Raw genomic sequence first — 18223 nt, forward strand, 5'->3', positions numbered from 1 at the left:
TCCCGGCGCCGCCCGTGAGCGAAGGAGCGGCGATGCGCCGAGCGGTGGAAGGACTGGCGTTGGCCCTCGCGCTGGCGGGCGGCGCGGTTCTGCTCGCGCTGATCGCCCTCGTCGTCTCGTCCGTGGCGGGGCGCGAGCTTGCCGAAGCGTCGCGAACCCTCTTCGGGGCGCGGGTCCTGGGGCAGGTCCCCGGCGACTACGAGCTGCTGGAGGCGGGCGCGGCCTTCGCGATCTTCGCCTTCCTGCCGATCTGCCAGCTTCGCGGAGGGCACGCCACGGTGGACGTGTTCACCTCGCGCCTTCCCCCGGCGGCGCAACGCTGGCTCGCCGCCTTCTGGGAGGTGACGCTGGCGGGCGCGATCGTGCTGATCACCTGGCGCCTCTGGGAGGGGACGGCCGGCAAGCTGCCGCGCGGGGCGTGGGTCGAGACGACCTTCATCCTGCAGTTCCCCGTCTGGTGGGCCTATGCCGCCGCCTTCGCCGCCGCCTGCGGGGCGTCCTTGGTCGCCCTCTGGTGCGCCGGGGCGCGGGTGGCGGACGCCGCGGCCGGGGACCCGGCGACCGGATCATGAGCGACCTGGCCCTGGGCTTCTGGTCCTTCCCCGTCCTCCTCCTGATGATCTTCCTGAGGGCGCCGATCGGCCTCGCCATGCTGCTTTGCGGGACCATCGGGCTGTGGCTGGCGACGGGCAGCCCGGCGATGTTCCTGAACCGCCTGAAGACCGAAGGCTACACGACCTTCGCCTCGACCTCCTACTCGATCATCCCGATGTTCCTCTTGATGGGGCAGTTCGCCGCCCTGTCGGGGATGTCGGGCGCGCTGTTCCGGGCGGCCGAGTCCTGGCTGGGCCATCGCAGGGGCGGCGTCGCGATGGCCGCCGTAGGGGCCTGCGCGGGGTTCGGGGCGATCTGCGGCAGCTCGCTGGCCACCGCCGCCACCATGGGCAAGGTCGCCCTGCCCGAGCTGCGGCGCGCGGGCTACGAGGGCGGCTTCTCCCAGGCGGTGCTGGCGGCGGGGGGAACGCTGGGCATCCTGATCCCGCCTTCGGTGATCCTGGTGATCTACGCGATCCTGACCGAGCAGAACATCGCCCTGCTCTTCACGGCGGCCATCGTGCCGGGGATCCTGGCGGCCTTGGGCTACATGGCGGCGATCGCGCTCTACGCCCGTCGCCACCCCGAGAGGGCCGGCACCATGCCGCCCGCCCCCATGGCCGAGCGATGGGCAGCCATGGCGCGGGTCTGGCCGGTGGTGCTGGTCTTCGCCCTCGTGGTGGGGGGCATCTGGCGCGGCTGGTTCACGCCGACCGAAGGGGCGGCCGTGGGCGCGGCGGGGACGGGGCTGATCGCCCTCGTCTCCGGGCGCCTGACCTGGCGCCTGCTGGGCGAGGCGCTGGTGGCGACGGCCGTCTCGACGGCGATGATCTACTTCATCATCCTCGGCGCGGGCATCTACAACGGGTTCCTCGCCCTCAGCCAGGTCCCGCAGGAGCTGGCCGCCTGGGTCGGCGCGCAGGGGCTGGGACCCTGGGTGGTGCTGGCGCTGATCCTTCTCTTCTACCTCGTCTTCGGGTGCCTGATGGACAGCCTGTCCATGATCCTGCTGACGATCCCGATCTTCTTCCCCCTGGTGCAGAGCCTGGACTTCGGTCTCACCCCGGATCAAACCGCGATCTGGTTCGGCATCCTCGTGCTGATCGTGGTCGAGGTGGGGCTGATCACGCCGCCCGTGGGCATGAACCTCTTCGTCATCAACGCCATGGACCGGGCGACGCCGATGACGCGGACCTATGGCGCGGTCCTGTGGTTCGTGGGCACGGACATCGCGCGGGTGGCGATCCTCGCCGCGTTCCCGGCGATCACGCTCTTCCTGATCTAGCCCCAGCCGGTTCCCTCGGTTCCCTCCACAGCGAGGCGCCCCCCCTCCTCCAGCCGGGCGCGCAGGGCGAAGTGCCGGGCGAGGCGCGCGGGCGTCAGGACGGCCTTGGGCGGGCCCTCGGCCACCGTGCGGCCGCCGTCGAGAAGGACCAGCCGGTCGCAGCGCCGCGCCGCGAGGCCGAGGTCGTGCGAGGAGACGAGCACGCCGCGCCCCTCGCGCGCGAGCTCGGCGAAGAGATGCATCGCCGCGATCTGCCCCGCCGGGTCGAGGCCCGCCGCGGGTTCGTCCGCGAGAAGGAGAGGGGCGTCCTGCGCCAGCGCCCGGGCGATCAGGACGCGCGCCCGCTCGCCCCCCGAGAGCGCGGTCGCCGGCCGGTCCGCGAGGGGCAGGAGGTTCAGCCGCGCGAGCGCGGCCTCCGTCTCGCCCGCGTCGCGGCCCCCGTGGGGCAGCCGGCCCAGGGCGACGACCTCGCGCACGGGAAGGGGCCAGGCGATGGGCCGCTCCTGCGGGAGCCAGGCCGCGGCGCGCGCGCGCGTGCCGCGGGAGAGGGCGGCGAGGGTGGAGTGGCCCTCCGCCGGGATCAGCCCCAGGGCGGCGCGCATCAGGGTCGTCTTGCCCGCGCCGTTGGGCCCGATCAGCCCGACGCATTCGCCCGGGGCGACGGCGATCCGGGCGGCGTCGAGGATCGCGCGCCCCCCGCGCCGGACGGAGAGTTCGGCCTCAAGCCTCACGGCCGCGCTCCCGCCAGATGAGGTGGAGGAAGAGCGGTGCGCCGATCAGCGCCGTCAGCACGCCGAGCTTGAGGTCCCGCTCGGGCAGGATCAGCCGCGTGGCGAGGTCCGTCGCCGTCAGCAGCGCCGCGCCCCCCAGGGCGGACGGCAGCAGGAGCGCGCCCGGCCGCCCCCCGGCGAGCCCGCGCAGCAGGTGCGGCACCACGAGGCCCACGAAGCCGATCGCGCCCGCGACGGCCACGGCCGCGCCCACGCAGGCCGACACCCCGGCCACCAGCGTCAGGCGGGTCCGGGCCGGGTCCACGCCCAGGGTGGCGGCCGCGTCCTCGCCCAGGGTCAGCGCGTCGAGCGGGCGGGCGAGGCGGGCCAGGAGGGCCCAGCCGGCCAGGACGAAGGGCGCGGCGACGGCCACATGCGTCCAGGACCGGTCGGCGAGCGAGCCCATGGTCCAGAACACGATCTCGGCGGCGGCATAGGGGTTGGGCGAGAGGTTCAGCGCGAGCGCCGTGCCCGCCGCCGCCAGCGCGGAGACGGCGATCCCCGCGAGGATCAGCACCAGGGAGCCGCCCCGCGGACCCGCGAGGAGGATCAGCAGGCCCGTCGCCAGGAGCGCGCCGAGGAGCGCCGCCGCCGGCAGCGCGAGGGCGAGCGCGGCGGCGATGCCCGTTTGCAGGGATATCACCGCCCCCAGCGCCGCCCCGCCGGAGACGCCGATCAAGGCCGGCTCGGCCAGGGGGTTGCGGAGGTAGCCCTGCAGCGCCGCCCCGGCGAGGCCCAAGGTGGCGCCGACCATCAGCCCGAGGACCGCGCGGGGGGCCCTGATCTCGCGCATGACCGTGGTGAGGGGGCCCTCGTCGAAGACGAGCGCGGCGAGCGAGCGCCCCGCCGGGACGCCCGCCGGCCCGACGACCAGCGAGGCGAGGGCGAGGAAGGCGCAGAGCCCCGCGAGGACGGGGACGAGAGCGTCACGCGGCATCGGTGGCCCCTTTCCTGCGCCGGGCGGGCGCCCCGGCTAGCGCGGATCGCCGCGCCCCGTCCAGCCGCCCCGTCGAGCCACCCCGTGGCGCGCGAGGGGCTAGTCCGTCCCGAACAGGTCGCGCGTGAACACCTTCTCCGCGACGTCCTCCAGCTCGGGCTCGCGGCGATTGGCGACGATGACGTCGGCCTCGGCCTTGAAGGCGTCCGGGTCCCGGACCACGCGCGAGTTGAAGAAGCTCTCCTCCTCGAAGGCCGGCTCGTGGACGATGACCTCGACGCCCTTGGCCTTCAGGCGCTTCATGATCCCCTGGACGGAGCTCTGGCGGAAGTTGTCGGATCCGGCCTTCATGGTCAGGCGCCAGATGCCGACCACCGCGGGGCGCAGGGCCAGGATGCGCTCGGCGATGAAGTCCTTGCGGGTTCGGTTGGCCTGCACGATCGCGCCGATGAGGTTCTGCGGCACCGCCGAGTAGTTCGCCAGGAGCTGCTTGGTGTCCTTCGGCAGGCAGTAGCCGCCATAGCCGAAGGAGGGGTTGTTGTAGCGCGAGCCGATGCGCGGGTCGGTGCAGACGCCCTCGATGATCTCCCGCGGGTCCAGCCCCAGGGAGAGGGCGTAGCTGTCGAGCTCGTTGAAGTAGGCCACGCGCATGGCCAGGAACGTGTTCGAGAAGAGCTTGATCGCCTCGGCCTCGGTCGAGCCGGTCAGCAGGACGGGCGCGTCCTTCGTCTCGGCCCCCTCGAGCATCAAGTCCGCGAAGCGCCGGCCGGCCGCGCCCCGGTCGCCCACCACGATCCGCGAGGGGTGGAGGTTGTCGTGGAGCGCGCGCCCCTCGCGCAGGAACTCGGGCGAGAAGATCAGCGCGGGGCCCTCGGCGCCGGGCGGGACCAGCCCCGCGCGCAGATCCTTCGTGAAGCCGACGGGCACGGTCGACTTGATGACGATGTCGGCCCCCGGAGCGTGGGCGCGCACCTCGCGCACGGCGGCCTCGACGGACGAGGTGTCGAACTCGTTCGTGCGGGGATCGTAGTCTGTCGGCGTCGCTATCACCGCCAGGTCGGCCCCGCGATACGCCTCCGCCGCGTCGGTGGTGGCGGTCAGGTCGAGGGCCGCGTCCGCCAGATGGGCCTCGATCTCGGGGTCGGAGAGGGGCGAGCGGCGCGCGGCGACGAGCGCGACCCGCTCGGCCGAGAGGTCGCGCGCGCGGACCTCGTGCGACCGCGCGAGGAGGATCGCGTTCGACAGGCCCACGTAGCCCAGGCCCGCCACGGATATGCGCATGGGGTTCAGTCTCCGGCCTCGGGGCGTCGATAGACGTCCTCGTAGCGGACGATGTCGTCCTCGGCCAGATAGGGGCCGGTCTGCACCTCGATCAGGACGGCGACCGTCGGCCCGGCGTTCTCCAGCCGGTGCCGGGCGCCGCGCGGGACGTAGATCGACGCGTCCGGCCCGGCGTCGCGCACGGCGCCCTCCAGCGTGACGCGCAGGCTGCCCGAGACGACGATCCAGTGCTCGGCCCGATGCCGGTGGGACTGCAGCGACAGGCGCCCCCCGGGCCGGACGGTGATGCGCTTGACCCCGAAGCCCTCCCCTTCGGCCAGGCGGTCGAACCAGCCCCAGGGGCGATGCTCGCGCCCGAAGGCGTCCGCCTCGGGGACGCCGGCGTCGCGAAGCGCCGCGACGGCGGCGCCGACGTCCTGCCCGCGGGCGGCGTCCATGACGAGGACGGCGTCGGGCATCGCCACGGCGACCACGTCGCGAAGGCCCAGGCCCACGAGGCGCGGCCCCGCGCCCTCCGTACGCAGCAGCCCCCCCTCGCAATCGATGGCGGTGGCCGCCCCCTGCGTCGGAGTCGCGCCGCCGCCGACTTGGCGGGCCAGCGCCGACCAGTCGCCGAGATCCGCCCAGGCCGAGCGGAGCGGCTGGACGCGGAGGGCGGGCGTCCGCTCCATCACGGCGCGATCGACGGAGACGTCCGGCACGCCGCTCCAGGCATCGGGGTCGAGCCGCAGGAAGCCGAGGTCGGCGCGCGCCCCCCGCAGGGCGGCCGCGACCGGCGGCATGAGCGCGGGCGCCGCCTCGCGGACCGCCCGGAGGAAGGCGCCCGCGCGGAAGAGGAAGATGCCCGCGTTCCAGAGCGCGCCTTGCGCGACGAGGCGGCCCGCGGTGGCGGCGTCCGGCTTCTCGACGAACCCCTCTACCGGCAGGGGCGCGGGGGCGGGGGTCGCGATCGGCCCGGTCGCGCGGATGTAGCCGTAGCCCGTCTCGGGCCGGTCCGGCGGCGCCCCGAAGAGGACGATGGCGCCGTCCCGCGCGGCCGCCGCCGCGGCGGCGACGTCGGCGCGGAAGGCGTCCGCGTCCGCGACGAGGTGATCGGCCGGCATCACGAGGAGGAGGTCGTCCGGCGCGGCGCGCATCGCGGCGGCCAGGATCGCCGGCGCGGTCGAGCGGGGCTCCGGCTCGAGGAGGATGGCCTCGGGGTCCGCGCCCATCGCGGCGAGCTGCTCGGCGGCGACGAAGCGGAAGGGCGCGGCGGTCAGGACGACCGGCGGCCCGAAGGCCGCGCCAGTGCCGCGCCGGATGGCGGCCTGGAACATCGTCTCCTCGCCGGAGAGGCGCGCGAACTGCTTGGGGAACCGTCGCCGGGACAGCGGCCAGAGCCGCGTGCCGCTGCCGCCGGCGAGGAGGACGGGGGTTATCGTCTGGGCCATCGCGTCCGGTTCTTCCGCGTCCCGCGCGATTTCGCGACCCCCCGGGAAAGGCGCGCCCCGCGGGTGGGTCCCGCCTGCCGCGCCCGGGCCCCGGCGCCGGTGGGCCTCAGCGCCGGAACAGCCCGAACAGCCCTGCCGCCCCCCAGCCCGCCGCGATGGCGATCGCGAGGGACATCAGCCCGTAGACCAGCGGCCGGTCGTGGGCGAGGCGGTAGAGGAACCGCTCCAGCCCCACCTTCCGCACCTCGAGCGCGGTGGCGTAGTCGGCGATCACCGCACCCTCCGACAGCAGGAAGATGCGCGCGGCGTAGTCCCCTTCGGTCAGGTCGGAGGGAAGCGCGATGGCGGTGCGGAAGAGGCGGCCGCCGATCACCTCGACCGCCTCGCCATCGCGGCGGTAGGCGCCGCTCGCCGTGCGTATGCGGACCAGCGCCTCCACGAAGCTGCGCGACTGGCCGGGCCCGGCGGCCACCGACCGGACGGCATGGGGCAGCGTGATCGCGTGGCGGAGGTCGGCCGCCGGCGAGAGGATCGCGTCGAGGGGGGCGGTGCTGGCGACGGCATAGAAGGCGGGGGCCGACACCTCCGCCTGGGCGGCGTTCACCCAGATCCCCATGCGCCGGGCCTTGCGCCGGATGGTGGCCGGCTCGGGCGGGCCGGCGACGGTCACGACGATGTCGGGGGGCGCGTCGGCGGTGAACGCGCCGAAGACGAGGATCTCCTGGCCGGCGAAGGTGGAGTCGATGGACACGGAGGTCTGGTCGAGGTCGGCGATCACCTCTTGGGCGTTTCCCGCCGGCGCCGCGAGGAGGAGCGCCACGAGGCCGAGCGCGCGGATCAATGCTCCGCCTCCCCGATCTCGTAGAGCTCGGCGGGCTGCACGAGCAGGTCGTAGGCCAGTTTGCCGCACACCACGAGGACGAGCGCCGCCAGGAGGACGCGCAGCTGCTCGCCCCGCAGGCGGGTGCCGAGGCGGGTGCCGACCTGCGCGCCCACCACCCCCCCGAGCAGGAGGAGCACGGCCAGCATCACGTCCACCGTCTGGTTCGTCGTCGCGTGCAGGAGCGTCGTGAACCCGGTCACGAAGATGATCTGGAAGAGCGACGTCCCGATCACGACCTTGGTCGGCATCCCCAGGACGTAGATCATCGCGGGAACCATGATGAATCCGCCGCCCACGCCCATGATAGCGGCGAGCACGCCCACGAGCAGCCCCACGAGGAGCGGCGGGATCACCGAGATGTAGAGGCCGGAGGTGCGGAACCGCATCCGGAAGGGCAGGGACTGCACCCAGCCCCGCTGGCGCCGGCGCGGCGGCTGGGTGGGCCCCACCCGGGCCGATCGGCGCAGCGCCCGGACCGATTCGACGAACATCAGCGCGCCGACGATCCCGAGGAACACGACGTAGGAGAGCCGCACGAGGAGGTCGACCTGCCCCATCTCGCGCAGGGCGTTGAAGATCGCGAGGCCGAGCGCCGCCCCGACGAGCCCCCCGATCAGCAGCACCGTGCCCATCCTGAGGTCCACCGTGCGGCGCCGAAGGTGGGCCAGGACCCCCGAGAACGAGGAGGCGACGATCTGGTTCGCCTCCGTCGCCACGGCGACCGCAGGCGGGATGCCGATGAAGAAGAGCAGCGGGGTCATCAGGAAGCCCCCGCCCACGCCGAACATCCCCGAGAGGATGCCGACGAGCCCGCCGAGCCCCACGAGGAGGAAGGCGTTCACCGAGACCTCGGCTATGGGGAGGTAGATCTGCATCCGGGACACTCCGGGGGACGCCTTCCCCCTCACCACGAAGCGCGCCGAGCGGCAAGCCGCGGGTCGCCCCGAAATCCCCCCCGGGGCCCGCTAGGGGGCCGGCGGGGGGCCGCCCGTCTCGCTGGCGATCCAGTCGAGGAAGGAGGGCGCGCCGTGGACGATGGGCAGGGCGATCAGCGCGGGCTCGTCATAGGGGTGAAGCCGGGCGACGAGGGCGAACAGCGCCTCGCGCGCGGCCGCCGTCGTCTTGAGCCAGACGCGCCATTCCTCGGCCTCCCGGACCGCGCCGTCCCAGCGGAACACGGACGCGATCCGGTCGACATGCGCGCAGGCGGCCAGCCGCGCCTCGACGGCGGCGCGGGCGATGGCGCCGGCCTCCCCCTCCGAGGGGAGGGTCGTCTGGACGAGGAGGGCGCTCATCGCTCCTTCACGTAGGGCGCGCCGCCCGCACGGGGCGGGATGGCCTTGCCGACGAAGCCGGCGAGGATCACCACCGTCAGGATGTAGGGCAGCGCCTGCATGAACTGGGAGGGAATCTCGAAGCCGAAGAGGCCGATGGACTGGAACCGTCCCTCGACCGCCTGGAGGAGCCCGAAGAGCAGGCAGGCGCCCAGCGCGTAGAAGGGCCGCCACTTGGCGAAGATGAGGGCGGCGAGCGCGATGAACCCCCGGCCCGCCGTCATGTCCTTGGTGAAGCCCGCGTTGAACCCCGTGGCGAGGTAGGCCCCCGCGAGGCCCGTCAGCAGGCCGCAGATCAGCACGGCGGCGTAGCGCAGGCGCACCACGCTGATGCCGGCGGTGTCGACGGCGCCCGGATTCTCGCCCACGGCGCGCAGGCGCAGGCCGAAGCGGGTGCGGAAGAGGATCCACCAGGTCAGCGGCACCGCCAGGATCGCCACGTAGACGAGGATCGTGTGGCCGGAGATCACGTCCCAGTAGAGCGCGGAGAGGCCCGACGGCTCGAGGTCGTCGGCCCGGGCCTGCCGGAAGCCGGAGCGCAACTCGTCCGCGCCGGGGAAGGTGATCGGCTCGAACCGCCCGTCGCCCGACAGGGACGGCGTCCGGCCGCCCTGCGCGAACCAGTCCTGCGCGATCAGCACCGTCAGCCCCGCGGCGAGGAAGTTGATCGCCACGCCCGAGATCAGCTGGTCGCCCCGAAAGGTGATGGAGGCGATCGCGTGGATCAGCGCGAACACCATCGACGCGGCGACGCCGGCCAGGAGGCCGAGCCAGACGTTCCCCGTGGTGTAGGCGATCGCGGCCGAGAAGAAGGCGGCGATCAGCATCTTGCCCTCGAGGCCGATGTCGAACACGCCCGCCCGCTCGGAGAAGAGGCCGGCGAGGCATGCCAGCAGCAGCGGCGTGGCGAGGCGGATCGTCGAGTCGAGGATCTGGAAGACGGTGAGGAGGTCCATTCAGCGGTCCAGGGCTAGGCGTAGGGCGAAGAGGGCGAAGAAGGCCCCGAGCGTACCCTCGATCCCCCGGCGGGCACGGGCATAGGCGGCCCGCACCGGCGCGGAGGAGAGAAGGAGCGCCCAGGCGCCGTGACAGAGGAACGAGACGATCCAGGCGCCGAAGGCGAAGGCCGCGATCACCGCGGCCCCGCCACCCTGGGTGGCGCCGACGGCGTTGATGGCCAGCCAGAAGACGATCGCCTTGGGATTGGTGACCTGCAGGGCGAAGCCCGCGGCGAAGTGCCTCCAGGCCGGGGCGGGCGCGACCGATGCGGCCCGGGGCGGCGGGGCCTTCGCGGCGGCCCTGCGGAACGCCCCCCAGGCGAGCCAGAGAAGGTAGGCCGCGCCGATCGCGCGGACCGCCTGCATCGCCCAGGCGGCCTGCGACAGCAGCAGCCCGATCCCAAAGATGGTGCCGAGGTTCAGCACGACCGAGCCGGTGGCGATCCCGGCCGAGGCGGTCAGCGCCGGGCCGCGCCCCTGCCCGAGACCGATCCCGAGCAGCATCGCCACCGCCGGTCCCGGCGAGGAGGCCGCGACGAGGAGGATGGCGTAGGCCGCGGCGAAGCCGGGCAGGAATGTCGTGAAATCCGTCATGGGGCGCCCCTGGCCGGGCGGGGACGCAGGGTCGCGCGCAGGATGGCCGGTGCCGATCCGGGTCCCGCGCGAGGAGCGCGGCGAGGCGCGGTGTCGCTCGTCAAGTTCGCCTCCGGCCCCGTCGGGGCCGGAAGCGTCCGGCCCACCCCTTCGCAGACGTTAGTTCAGCCGGGGCGGGCCGTATAGGCGCATCAGCCGAAGAAGAAGAAGTCCTCCAGCGTCAGCGACGCGTCCGAGCTCTCCCAAGAGATGACGGCGTCGAGGCCGTTCTGCTCGATGGTGGCGTCCGAGAACTCGCGGTCGCCGTTGAACAGGGCCTCGAACGCGTCGGTGGAGGAGAACTCCGCCCGCTCGAAACCGTCGATCAGGATCAGCTCGTCCTGGCCGTTCTCGAAGTCCAGGATCGTGTCCTGGCCGCTCTGGGGCGTAAAGAAGAACAGGTCGGAACCCGCGCCCCCTTCGAACGTGTCGTCCCCGGCGCCGCCGTTGAACTGATCCGAGCCGGCGCCGCCGACGAGGCGGTCGTCGCCGTCGCCGCCCGAGAGCGTGTCGCTCGAGGCGCCGCCGAAGAGCTCGTCGTCGCCGTCGCCGCCCTTGAGCTCGTCCTGGCCTTGGCCGCCGCGCAGGATGTCATCGCCCGCGCCGCCCTCGATCACGTCGGAGCTGCCGCCGCCGCGAAGGACGTCATCGCCCTCGCCGCCGTTCAGGGTGTCGGTACCCTGACCGCCGAAGATCGAGTCGTTGCCGGCGTCGCCGCGGACCTCGTCGTTGCCCGCGCCGCCGCGCAGGACGTCGTCGCCCTCGCCGCCGTCGATCCGGTCGGCGCCGCTGTCGCCGAAGATCTGGTCGCGGCCATTGCCACCGTCGAGTTCGTCGGCGCCTGCGCCGCCCTCGATCCGGTCGTCGCCGTCCGCGCCCTTGATCTGATCGTCGCCGGAGCCGCCGAGAAGCTCGTCGTCACCGCCGCGACCATCGATGTTGTCGTCGCCACCGAGGCCGTCGATCTTGTCGGGGCCGGGCGTGCCAGTCAGGACGTCGCCCTGCGGGGTGCCCATGATGGTGCTCATGTCACCGTCGGTGCCGCCGTCTTCGCCGCCGCCGGTCTCGCCACCGCCGTTTTCGCCACCGTCTTCGCCGCCGCCGGTCTCGCCGCCGCCGGTCTCACCGCCGTCTTCACCACCGCCGGTCTCACCGCCGCCGGTCTCACCGCCGTCTTCACCACCGCCGGTTTCGCCACCGCCGGTCTCACCACCGCCGGTCTCGCCACCGTCTTCGCCGCCGCCGGTCTCGCCGCCGCCGGTCTCACCGCCGTCTTCACCACCGCCGTCTTCACCACCGCCGGTTTCGCCACCGCCGGTCTCACCACCGCCGGTGCCGCCGTCTTCGCCACCGCCGGTCTCACCGCCGCCGGTCTCGCCGCCGTCTTCGCCACCGCCGGTTTCGCCGCCGCCGGTCTCACCGCCGCCGGTGCCGCCGTCTTCGGGGCCGTCCCCGGGGTCACCTTCCTCGGCGCCCCCGTCCTCGGTGGTGCCGCCGGCAGTCTCGCCGCGGACCTGCTGGAGCAGCTCCATGAACGCGCTGTCGGCGCGGTTCAGAAAGTCGGCGACGATCTCCTGCGGCGTCCGGGACGCGCCTTCGGACGCTGCCTGCACCTCCGGCGCCCCGAGGGGCGTCGCTTCGGACATTTCGGACGTATCGGCGAAGTTCATGGGGTCGGGTGTCGCGTTCATGATGTCGTCTCCGTCGTGTGTGTGTCGTGCGAAGCGGACGGCGAGGCGTCCGCGAATCACAGCCCCGAAGGGGCCGCCGCCCAACATGGGTGCAAACGGAGGGGCGGCGCATGGATGCTACGGAAACGGGTCCGCGCCGTGCCGGTTCCCGCCCAGCCGGGCGGGAGGCGGTAGCGTCATTCCGCCGGAGTGCCCGCCTTGGGGCCCGATTGGTCCGCCGCCCGACGGAACCGGAGGAACGCCTTTCCCACGGGATCGCGGACCATGTTGTCGAGCGCCCCGGTGAAGAGGATCACGAGCGCCTGGATGACGACGACCATCTCGCGGGGGACGGAGGTCTCGAACTCGAGCTCGGCGCCTCCCTGGTAGAGGATGCCGAAGAGGATCGCCGCCAGGAGCACCCCGAACGGGTGCGAGCGGCCCATCAGAGCCACCGCGATCCCGATGAAGCCCGCGCCCTGGACGGGATCGAGGACCAGCCGCTCGGCCTCGCCCTGCACGGCGTTCACCGCCATCATCCCCGCGAGGCCGCCGGAGATCAGCATGGCGATCACGGTGATGCGGACCGGATCGATCCCGGCATAGACGGCTGCCGGCTCGGAATGGCCGTAGGCGCGGATCTCGTAGCCGAGGCGCGTGCGCCAGATCAGGAACCAGACCGCGACGCAGGCGGCGAGGGCCACGAGGAAGGCGACGTTGAGGGGGGCCGAGCGGTTGAAGCCCAGCCACGAGGCCATGTCGTAGGCCGTGGGCAGGTGCGCGCCTTCGGGGAAGCGGGCGGTCTCGGGCGACATGCCGGCGCCCTGGAGCGGGCCGACGAGGAGGTAGTTGAGGAGGGCGGCGGCGATGAAGTTGAACATGATCGTCGTGATGACGATGTGGCTGCCCCGCTTGGCCTGCAGGATCGCCGGCAGGAAGGCCCAGGCCGCCCCGAACGCCGCCGCCGAGACGGTGCAGGCGATCAGCGCCAGCGACCAGTGCGGCCAGGGCAGCGCGAGGGCGACGATGGCCACCCCAAGGCCGCCGAGCGCGGCCTGCCCCTCGCCCCCGATGTTGAAGAGGCGCGCGTGGAAGGCGACGGCGACGGCGAGGCCGGTGAAGATGAAGTTGGTGGCGTAGAACAGGGTGTAGCCCCAGCCATAGGCGCTGCCGACGGCCCCGTTCACCATGATCCGCATGGCGTCGAAGGGGTTCTCGCCGATATAGGCGACGACCGCGCCCGACACGATCAGCGCCAGAACGAGGTTCAGCAGCGGGACGAGCAGGACGTCCGCCCATTTCGGCATGGTGTCCACGTGATCTGCCTTTCTAGCCGAGCGCCCGGAAGGGGCCCCGTCGTTTCATCGCCGCCCCCGGCGCCCGGATCAAGCCGCCCCTTCGGCGAGCGGGTCGGCGCCCGTGCCGGGCGGGTCCCCGGCCTTCGGGGCGGGGGCCCCCTCGGCAGCGCCGTCCATGCCGGCCATGAGGAGGCCCAGCTCGCCCTCGGAGGTCTCGGCGGGCAGGCGCTCGCCCATGATGCGGCCGTCGAACATGACCGCGATGCGGTCCGACAGGGACATGATCTCGTCGAGCTCGACGGAGACGAGGAGGATCGCCTTGCCGGCGTCGCGCAGCTCGACGATGCGCTGGTGGATGAACTCGATCGCGCCGATGTCCACGCCGCGCGTGGGCTGGCCGATCAGCAGGAGGTCGGGGTTCCGCTCGATCTCGCGCGCGAGGACGATCTTCTGCTGGTTGCCGCCGGAGAAGGACTTGGCCGGCAGGTTCGGGTCGGGCGGACGGACGTCGAACCGCTCCATCTTGGCGGCGGTGTCCTCGCGCATGGCCTTGTGATCCATCATCGCGCCGGACGAGTAAGGCGCCTTGTCGTGATAGCCGAAGGCCGTGTTCTCCCAGGCCGCGAAATCGAGGATCAGCCCCAGCCTGTGCCGGTCCTCGGGCACGTGGGCGATGCCGCGGGCCCGGCGGGTGCGCCCGTCCGATCTGGTCCCGGAGAGGTCGATCCCCTCGCCGTTCACGCGAACGGTCCCGGTGGCCTTCGAGATGCCGCCCAGCACCTCGAGGAGGGCGGACTGCCCGTTCCCCGCGACGCCCGCGACGCCCAGGATCTCGCCCGCGCGGACCTGCAGGTCGATGCCGCGCAGCCGCTCGACACCGTCGGCGTCCACGACGCGCAGGCCCTCGACCTCCAGCACGGGGGCGCCGGGGCTCGCGGGCCGCTTGTCCACACGCAGGAGGACCTTGCGGCCGACCATCCGCTCGGCGAGGTCCTCGGGCGAGGTGTCGGCCGTGCCGACGGTGTCGAGCATCTCGCCCCGGCGCATGACCGATACGGTGTCGGTCACGTCCATTATCTCGCGCAGCTTGTGGGTGATGAGGATGATCGTCTTGCCCTCGTCGCGCAGGCCCCGGAGGATGCGGAAGAGGTGGTCCGCCTCGGCGGGGGTCAGCACGCCCGTCGGCTCGTCGAGGATCAGGATGTCGGCCTGGCGGTAGAGGGCCTTGAGGATCTCGACCCGCTGCTGGTGGCCGACGGACAGGTTCTCGACGGTCTCGTCGGGATCGACCTCGAGCTCGTACTCGTCGGCCAGCTCCCGCAGGAGCCTGCGGGCCTTGGCGAGCGAGGGGCGCAGCATGGCCCCCTCCTCGGCGCCGAGGACGACGTTCTCGAGCACGGTGAAGTTCTGCACGAGCTTGAAGTGCTGGAAGACCATGCCGATCCCGGCGGCGATGGCGGCCTGCGAATCGGGGATCGCGGTCTCGCGGCCCTTGATCAGGATGGTCCCCCGGTCGGCCTTGTAGAAGCCGTAGAGGATGCTCATCAGCGTCGACTTGCCCGCGCCGTTCTCGCCGATGATGCCGTGGATCGTGCCCGGCATGACCTTCAGGTCGATGTCCCTGTTCGCCTGCACCGGCCCGAAGGCCTTGGAGATGCCGCGAAGCTCGATCGCCGGTTCGGTCATGTCAGCCTTCCACGAAGCCGGTCACGCGGGCGAGGCCGTCCTCGCCCATCGTGCCGACGAAGCGCAGGCGGGCGAAGGGCATCCCGTCGCGGTCGAGGCGCGCCTCGACCATCGCGGTCGAATGGGTGACGGCCGGCCGGCCCATGGGGTGCAGCTCGGCGTCCGGGATGCGCGCGAGGAAGATGTCCAGGTACTCGGCCATGCCCGCGGGCCCCTCGAACGGCTTGGGGGCGTTCGGATCCTCGTAGACGGAGGAGGCCGCGAGGGCCTCCTCCAGGATGGTGGCGCGGGCCTCGCCGTCGGCCTCGTTCCAGGCGGACAGGAGCTTGAGGAGTGCATCGCCAGCGCCTGCCATCGGATCAGTAGGCCACCGGGCAGGAGTTGTCGGTGGTGTAGTCGTGCACCTCGATCTCGCCGTTGATGATCTGCATGCGCGCCTCGTCGACGGCCTGGAGCATGTCCTCGGTGACGACGCCCTCGTTGTTCTCGTCGAGCGCGTAGGCCACGCCCTCGGACTCGAGGTCCTTCACGATGACGCCGGGCGTGAACTCCTCCGCGGAGAAGACGTCGTAGACGGCGTTGTCCACGCGCTTCATCATCGAGGTCAGCACCGAGCCGGGATGCAGGTGGTTCTGGTTCGAGTCCACGCCGATGGAGAAGATCCCCTCGTCGGCGGCGGCCTGCAGGACGCCCACGCCGGTGCCGCCGGCGGCGGCGTACACGACGTCGGACCCCTGGGCGATCTGGGCGCGCGTCAGCTCGCCCCCGCGGCCGGGGTCGTTCCACGCGGCGGGCGTGGTGCCGGTCATGTTGACGATGACCTCCGTGTCGGGGTCCACGGCCTTCGCGCCCTGGGCGTAGCCGCAGGCGAACTTCTGGATCAGCGGGATGTCCATTCCGCCCACGAAGGAGACGGTCCCCGTCTCGGAGGCCATCGCCGCCATCATCCCCACGAGGTAGGAGCCGGTGTGCTCGGTGAAGACGATGGATTGCACGTTGGGCTGGTCCACGACCGAGTCCACGATGGCGAAGTCGGTGTCGGGATAGTCCGGCGCGACCGCGTCGAGCGTGGAGGCGTTGGCGAAGCCCAGGACGACGATGGGGTTCGCCCCGCTCTCGGCCATGCGGCGCATGGTCTGCTCGCGCTGGGCCTCGGTGGCCAGCTCGGTCTCGCGGTAGTCGCCGCCGGTCTCCTCGACCCAGCGCTGGGCGCCGGTGAAGGCCGATTCGTTGAAGGACTTGTCGAACTTGCCGCCCAGGTCGATGATCAGGCCGGGCTCGGCGTCCTGCGCGAGGGCCGGCAGGGCCAGCGCGGCCAGCGCGGTCCCGGCGAGCAGTCTGCGGGTGATGGTCATGATGGTCTCCCGTTGGCGCCGCGCGTGTTCCGCGGCCTTGCGTCCGGGCGCGGGTCCCGGATCATGGGCGGGATTAAGGGCGCGGGCGGCCGGAAGGGTCAAGGCGAAAGGCCCGTTGACACCGCGTCGAGGCCCCGCCGCAGGACGAGGGCGTCCGATCCGTCGGCATAGTATCCCGGGCGCCGTCCGGCCGCGGTCCATCCGGCCCGGGAATAGAGCGCGCGGGCGGGCCCGTTCCGGGCGGACACCTCGAGGAAGGCCTCGGCCGCGCCGCGCGCGCGGGCCTCGCCCTCGAAGGCGCGCAGGAGGGCGGTGCCGGCGCCCCGGCGCCGCGCGCGCGGGCGGACCGCGAGGGTCAGCAGCTCTGCCTCGCCCCCGGGCGCGGGGGCGAGCGCGCGCCCCAAGGCGAAGCCGTCCGGGACGGCGCGGAGGAACACCCCGGGCGCCGCGAGGAGGGAGGCGAACTCCCCTTCGGTCCAGGGGCGGGGCGCGGCCCCGAACGCCTCCGCATGAAGGGCGGCGAGGGCGGCGGGCGTCACGGCACGATCCGCGGGGGCCGCCCCGCGCCGGGCGCGGCGTCGGGCGGACGGACGTAGAGGGGACGGGGACGCCCGGGCACCTCGCCCGCGGCGAGCCGCCGGTGGGCAACGAGGGCGGTGCGGGCGCCCATGTGGGACGGGTCGTAGGTCTCGTGGTCGGCGCGGAAGGGCCGCGCGATCTCGGCCGCGCGGTGGCCGAGGACGCGCACGCCCGGGGGCCGGCCGAGCGCCTCGGGCGGGTCGGCCGGATCGATCAGCAGCGGCTCGCCCTCCGGGGCGCCGCCGCGCGTCGCCTGGACGTAGGCCTGGCCGCGGGGCGCGGGCAGGCTGACGACGAGTGCGGCAGGGGACGCGGGTTCGTCCCCCGCCCGGCGGGGCCGGTCATCAAGAGGCAGGGGCGCCGCCAGCGCCTCGAACCCGCTCACGCCCACCGCCGGCACCCCGAGCGAGAGCGCCAGGCCCCGGGCGGCCGCCACCGCGATGCGAAGGCCGGTGAAGTTGCCGGGGCCCGTGCCCACGGCGAGGGCCGTCAGGTCCTTCCAGCCGACGCCTTCGCCAGCCATCAGCGTCTCGAGGAACGGGAACAGCGCCTCGGCCTGCCCGCGGGCCATTCCCTCGGTCCGGTGGGCCTGGAGGCGGCCCGCCCGATCGGCCAGAGCTGCGGAGAGCCAGGGGCCGGAGGTGTCGAAGCCGAGGATCATGCGCGGGGGATGCGCCGGGGCGGGCGAGGCCTCAACCCCTGCCGCGCCCGGCAGCGCCCGGGGAAAGGGGGCCTAGAACTCGTAGGTCAGGCGGACGGCCAGGGTCTGGTAGTCCATGTCCACGTCCTGCGAGCCGACCCGGTCCCCGACGATGTCGGCCACGTCGAGCTCGTCGAATCCATCCAGGCCCGTGTGGGTCAGGGCCACGCCCACCAGCATGTTCTGCGAGACCGCGCGGTCCCAGCCGAGGCGGACGGAGTAGCCCGTCCCCTCTACCCCGGTGGTGCGGGCGGTGCCGCGCACGGCGGCGGGGCCGGCGGCGAGGGTGAAGAGGTTCGGTCCGGAGGCGTAGCCCAGCTCGCCCATGGCGCGGAGAGCGGCGTCGACCTCGAAGGTACCGCCGGGTATGTCGCGGCCCGCAGCCGAGGTGCCGTCGTACTCGGCCTCGAGGCGGGTGCCCTCGACCTCGAACGTGACGCCGCCGACCCAGGCGCCGCTCTGCCAGCGGTAGCCCGCGAAGGCGGAGGCGGCGGCGGCCGTGTCCTCGGCCGTGGCGCCGGCGACCTCCGCGAAGGCCGGGCCGGGGAACGCCGTCTCGAAGCTGAGGGCCGTCTCGGGCACGGTCTGCTCGCCGCGCGCGATGCCGAGCGAGGCGCCGGCCATGGGGCCGGACCAGTCCCGGTCCTGCGCTGCGGCGGCGCCGCCGGAGAGGAGCGAGAGAGAGAGGATGCAGCGAAGAACGGTCATCGTGGGGCCTTCTGCCAGCGCGGCCATGGGCGGCCACCTGCCGATCAACGGTCCCGCGGCGAGCGGGTTCCCACCACCGTCG

The 18223-nt window shown here is 73.3% G+C and carries 19 protein-coding genes; 2 read left to right on the top strand and 17 right to left on the bottom strand.

Annotation, left to right across the window (positions count from 1 at the left end):
- Positions 1 to 32: 32 nt before the first annotated feature.
- On the top strand, positions 33 to 572 hold the full coding sequence (locus tag BCF33_RS10720) for a TRAP transporter small permease (RefSeq protein WP_106160918.1): 540 nt from the start codon (positions 33 to 35) through the stop codon (positions 570 to 572).
- Positions 569 to 1879 carry a TRAP transporter large permease gene (locus BCF33_RS10725; protein WP_106161593.1) on the top strand — a complete coding sequence of 437 codons (1311 nt, stop codon included), beginning with the start codon at positions 569 to 571 and terminating at the stop codon, positions 1877 to 1879. Before BCF33_RS10720 ends, BCF33_RS10725 begins: the two co-directional genes overlap by 4 nt.
- On the opposite strand, the gene BCF33_RS10730 is transcribed toward BCF33_RS10725, so the two are convergent.
- From BCF33_RS10730 to BCF33_RS10810, 17 genes are all read right to left on the bottom strand, one after another.
- Entirely contained in the window at positions 1876 to 2610 is a 735-nt protein-coding gene (locus tag BCF33_RS10730; RefSeq protein ID WP_106160919.1) for an ABC transporter ATP-binding protein, read from the bottom strand. The two genes, BCF33_RS10725 and BCF33_RS10730, sit on opposite strands and share 4 nt — an antisense overlap.
- Positions 2600 to 3586 (bottom strand): FecCD family ABC transporter permease, encoded by a 987-nt coding sequence (locus BCF33_RS10735; RefSeq protein ID WP_106160920.1) that lies wholly within the window; start codon positions 3584 to 3586, stop codon positions 2600 to 2602. The genes BCF33_RS10730 and BCF33_RS10735 overlap by 11 nt, the downstream gene beginning before the upstream one ends.
- Positions 3587 to 3685: 99 nt before the next feature.
- Positions 3686 to 4867 (bottom strand): nucleotide sugar dehydrogenase, encoded by a 1182-nt coding sequence (locus BCF33_RS10740; protein WP_106160921.1) that lies wholly within the window; start codon positions 4865 to 4867, stop codon positions 3686 to 3688.
- A 5-nt stretch (positions 4868 to 4872) separates the two neighbouring features.
- Complete coding sequence (locus BCF33_RS10745) at positions 4873 to 6297, bottom strand: mannose-1-phosphate guanylyltransferase/mannose-6-phosphate isomerase (RefSeq protein ID WP_106160922.1); 1425 nt, start codon at positions 6295 to 6297, stop codon at positions 4873 to 4875.
- A gap of 106 nt (positions 6298 to 6403) precedes the next feature.
- Positions 6404 to 7138, bottom strand: a complete 735-nt coding sequence (locus BCF33_RS10750) for a TIGR02186 family protein (protein WP_106160923.1) — start codon at positions 7136 to 7138, stop codon at positions 6404 to 6406.
- Complete coding sequence (locus BCF33_RS10755) at positions 7135 to 8055, bottom strand: sulfite exporter TauE/SafE family protein (protein WP_106160924.1); 921 nt, start codon at positions 8053 to 8055, stop codon at positions 7135 to 7137. The genes BCF33_RS10750 and BCF33_RS10755 overlap by 4 nt, the downstream gene beginning before the upstream one ends.
- A gap of 90 nt (positions 8056 to 8145) precedes the next feature.
- Positions 8146 to 8475 carry a divalent-cation tolerance protein CutA gene (cutA, locus tag BCF33_RS10760; protein ID WP_106160925.1) on the bottom strand — a complete coding sequence of 110 codons (330 nt, stop codon included), beginning with the start codon at positions 8473 to 8475 and terminating at the stop codon, positions 8146 to 8148.
- Positions 8472 to 9470, bottom strand: coding sequence for an ABC transporter permease (locus BCF33_RS10765; RefSeq protein WP_106160926.1), 999 nt, complete (start codon positions 9468 to 9470; stop codon positions 8472 to 8474). The genes cutA and BCF33_RS10765 overlap by 4 nt, the downstream gene beginning before the upstream one ends.
- Positions 9471 to 10106 (bottom strand): LysE family translocator, encoded by a 636-nt coding sequence (locus BCF33_RS10770; protein ID WP_106160927.1) that lies wholly within the window; start codon positions 10104 to 10106, stop codon positions 9471 to 9473. It abuts the gene before it with no gap.
- A 191-nt stretch (positions 10107 to 10297) separates the two neighbouring features.
- The gene (locus tag BCF33_RS14485) at positions 10298 to 11836 is read right to left on the bottom strand and encodes a calcium-binding protein (protein WP_106160928.1); all 1539 of its coding nucleotides are present in this window, start codon (positions 11834 to 11836) and stop codon (positions 10298 to 10300) included.
- Between the two features lie 176 nt (positions 11837 to 12012).
- Positions 12013 to 13131, bottom strand: coding sequence for an ABC transporter permease (locus BCF33_RS10780; protein ID WP_106160929.1), 1119 nt, complete (start codon positions 13129 to 13131; stop codon positions 12013 to 12015).
- A 69-nt stretch (positions 13132 to 13200) separates the two neighbouring features.
- Positions 13201 to 14799, bottom strand: coding sequence for an ABC transporter ATP-binding protein (locus BCF33_RS10785; RefSeq protein ID WP_106160930.1), 1599 nt, complete (start codon positions 14797 to 14799; stop codon positions 13201 to 13203).
- Between the two features lies 1 nt (position 14800).
- Entirely contained in the window at positions 14801 to 15154 is a 354-nt protein-coding gene (locus BCF33_RS10790) for a hypothetical protein (protein WP_106160931.1), read from the bottom strand.
- 4 nt (positions 15155 to 15158) lie between these two features.
- A complete protein-coding gene (locus BCF33_RS10795) occupies positions 15159 to 16154 on the bottom strand; it encodes a BMP family lipoprotein (RefSeq protein ID WP_106160932.1) in 996 nt (331 codons plus the stop codon).
- Positions 16155 to 16252: 98 nt separating this feature from the next.
- Entirely contained in the window at positions 16253 to 16693 is a 441-nt protein-coding gene (locus tag BCF33_RS10800; protein ID WP_106160933.1) for a GNAT family N-acetyltransferase, read from the bottom strand.
- On the bottom strand, positions 16690 to 17394 hold the full coding sequence (gene tsaB, locus BCF33_RS10805; protein ID WP_106160934.1) for a tRNA (adenosine(37)-N6)-threonylcarbamoyltransferase complex dimerization subunit type 1 TsaB: 705 nt from the start codon (positions 17392 to 17394) through the stop codon (positions 16690 to 16692). The genes BCF33_RS10800 and tsaB overlap by 4 nt, the downstream gene beginning before the upstream one ends.
- A 72-nt stretch (positions 17395 to 17466) precedes the next feature.
- Positions 17467 to 18141, bottom strand: a complete 675-nt coding sequence (locus BCF33_RS10810; RefSeq protein ID WP_146132812.1) for an outer membrane protein — start codon at positions 18139 to 18141, stop codon at positions 17467 to 17469.
- Between the last annotated feature and the right edge of the window lie 82 nt (positions 18142 to 18223).

Origin of the sequence: Hasllibacter halocynthiae, from assembly GCF_003003095.1 — a bacterium.
Lineage (GTDB): Bacteria > Pseudomonadota > Alphaproteobacteria > Rhodobacterales > Rhodobacteraceae > Hasllibacter > Hasllibacter halocynthiae.

Bases quoted from the DNA above. Each gene is read 5' to 3' on its own strand.
- BCF33_RS10785 (WP_106160930.1), bottom strand. From the start codon at position 14,799: ATGACCGAACCGGCGATCGAGCTTCGCGGCATCTCCAAGGCCTTCGGG.
- BCF33_RS10770 (WP_106160927.1), bottom strand. From the start codon at position 10,106: ATGACGGATTTCACGACATTCCTGCCCGGCTTCGCCGCGGCCTACGCC.
- BCF33_RS10755 (WP_106160924.1), bottom strand. From the start codon at position 8,055: ATGCAGATCTACCTCCCCATAGCCGAGGTCTCGGTGAACGCCTTCCTC.
- cutA (WP_106160925.1), bottom strand. From the start codon at position 8,475: ATGAGCGCCCTCCTCGTCCAGACGACCCTCCCCTCGGAGGGGGAGGCC.
- BCF33_RS10720 (WP_106160918.1), top strand. From the start codon at position 33: ATGCGCCGAGCGGTGGAAGGACTGGCGTTGGCCCTCGCGCTGGCGGGC.
- BCF33_RS10745 (WP_106160922.1), bottom strand. From the start codon at position 6,297: ATGGCCCAGACGATAACCCCCGTCCTCCTCGCCGGCGGCAGCGGCACG.
- BCF33_RS10740 (WP_106160921.1), bottom strand. From the start codon at position 4,867: ATGCGCATATCCGTGGCGGGCCTGGGCTACGTGGGCCTGTCGAACGCG.
- BCF33_RS10790 (WP_106160931.1), bottom strand. From the start codon at position 15,154: ATGGCAGGCGCTGGCGATGCACTCCTCAAGCTCCTGTCCGCCTGGAAC.
- tsaB (WP_106160934.1), bottom strand. From the start codon at position 17,394: ATGATCCTCGGCTTCGACACCTCCGGCCCCTGGCTCTCCGCAGCTCTG.
- BCF33_RS10765 (WP_106160926.1), bottom strand. From the start codon at position 9,470: ATGGACCTCCTCACCGTCTTCCAGATCCTCGACTCGACGATCCGCCTC.
- BCF33_RS10810 (WP_146132812.1), bottom strand. From the start codon at position 18,141: ATGACCGTTCTTCGCTGCATCCTCTCTCTCTCGCTCCTCTCCGGCGGC.
- BCF33_RS10725 (WP_106161593.1), top strand. From the start codon at position 569: ATGAGCGACCTGGCCCTGGGCTTCTGGTCCTTCCCCGTCCTCCTCCTG.
- BCF33_RS14485 (WP_106160928.1), bottom strand. From the start codon at position 11,836: ATGAACGCGACACCCGACCCCATGAACTTCGCCGATACGTCCGAAATG.
- BCF33_RS10795 (WP_106160932.1), bottom strand. From the start codon at position 16,154: ATGACCATCACCCGCAGACTGCTCGCCGGGACCGCGCTGGCCGCGCTG.
- BCF33_RS10735 (WP_106160920.1), bottom strand. From the start codon at position 3,586: ATGCCGCGTGACGCTCTCGTCCCCGTCCTCGCGGGGCTCTGCGCCTTC.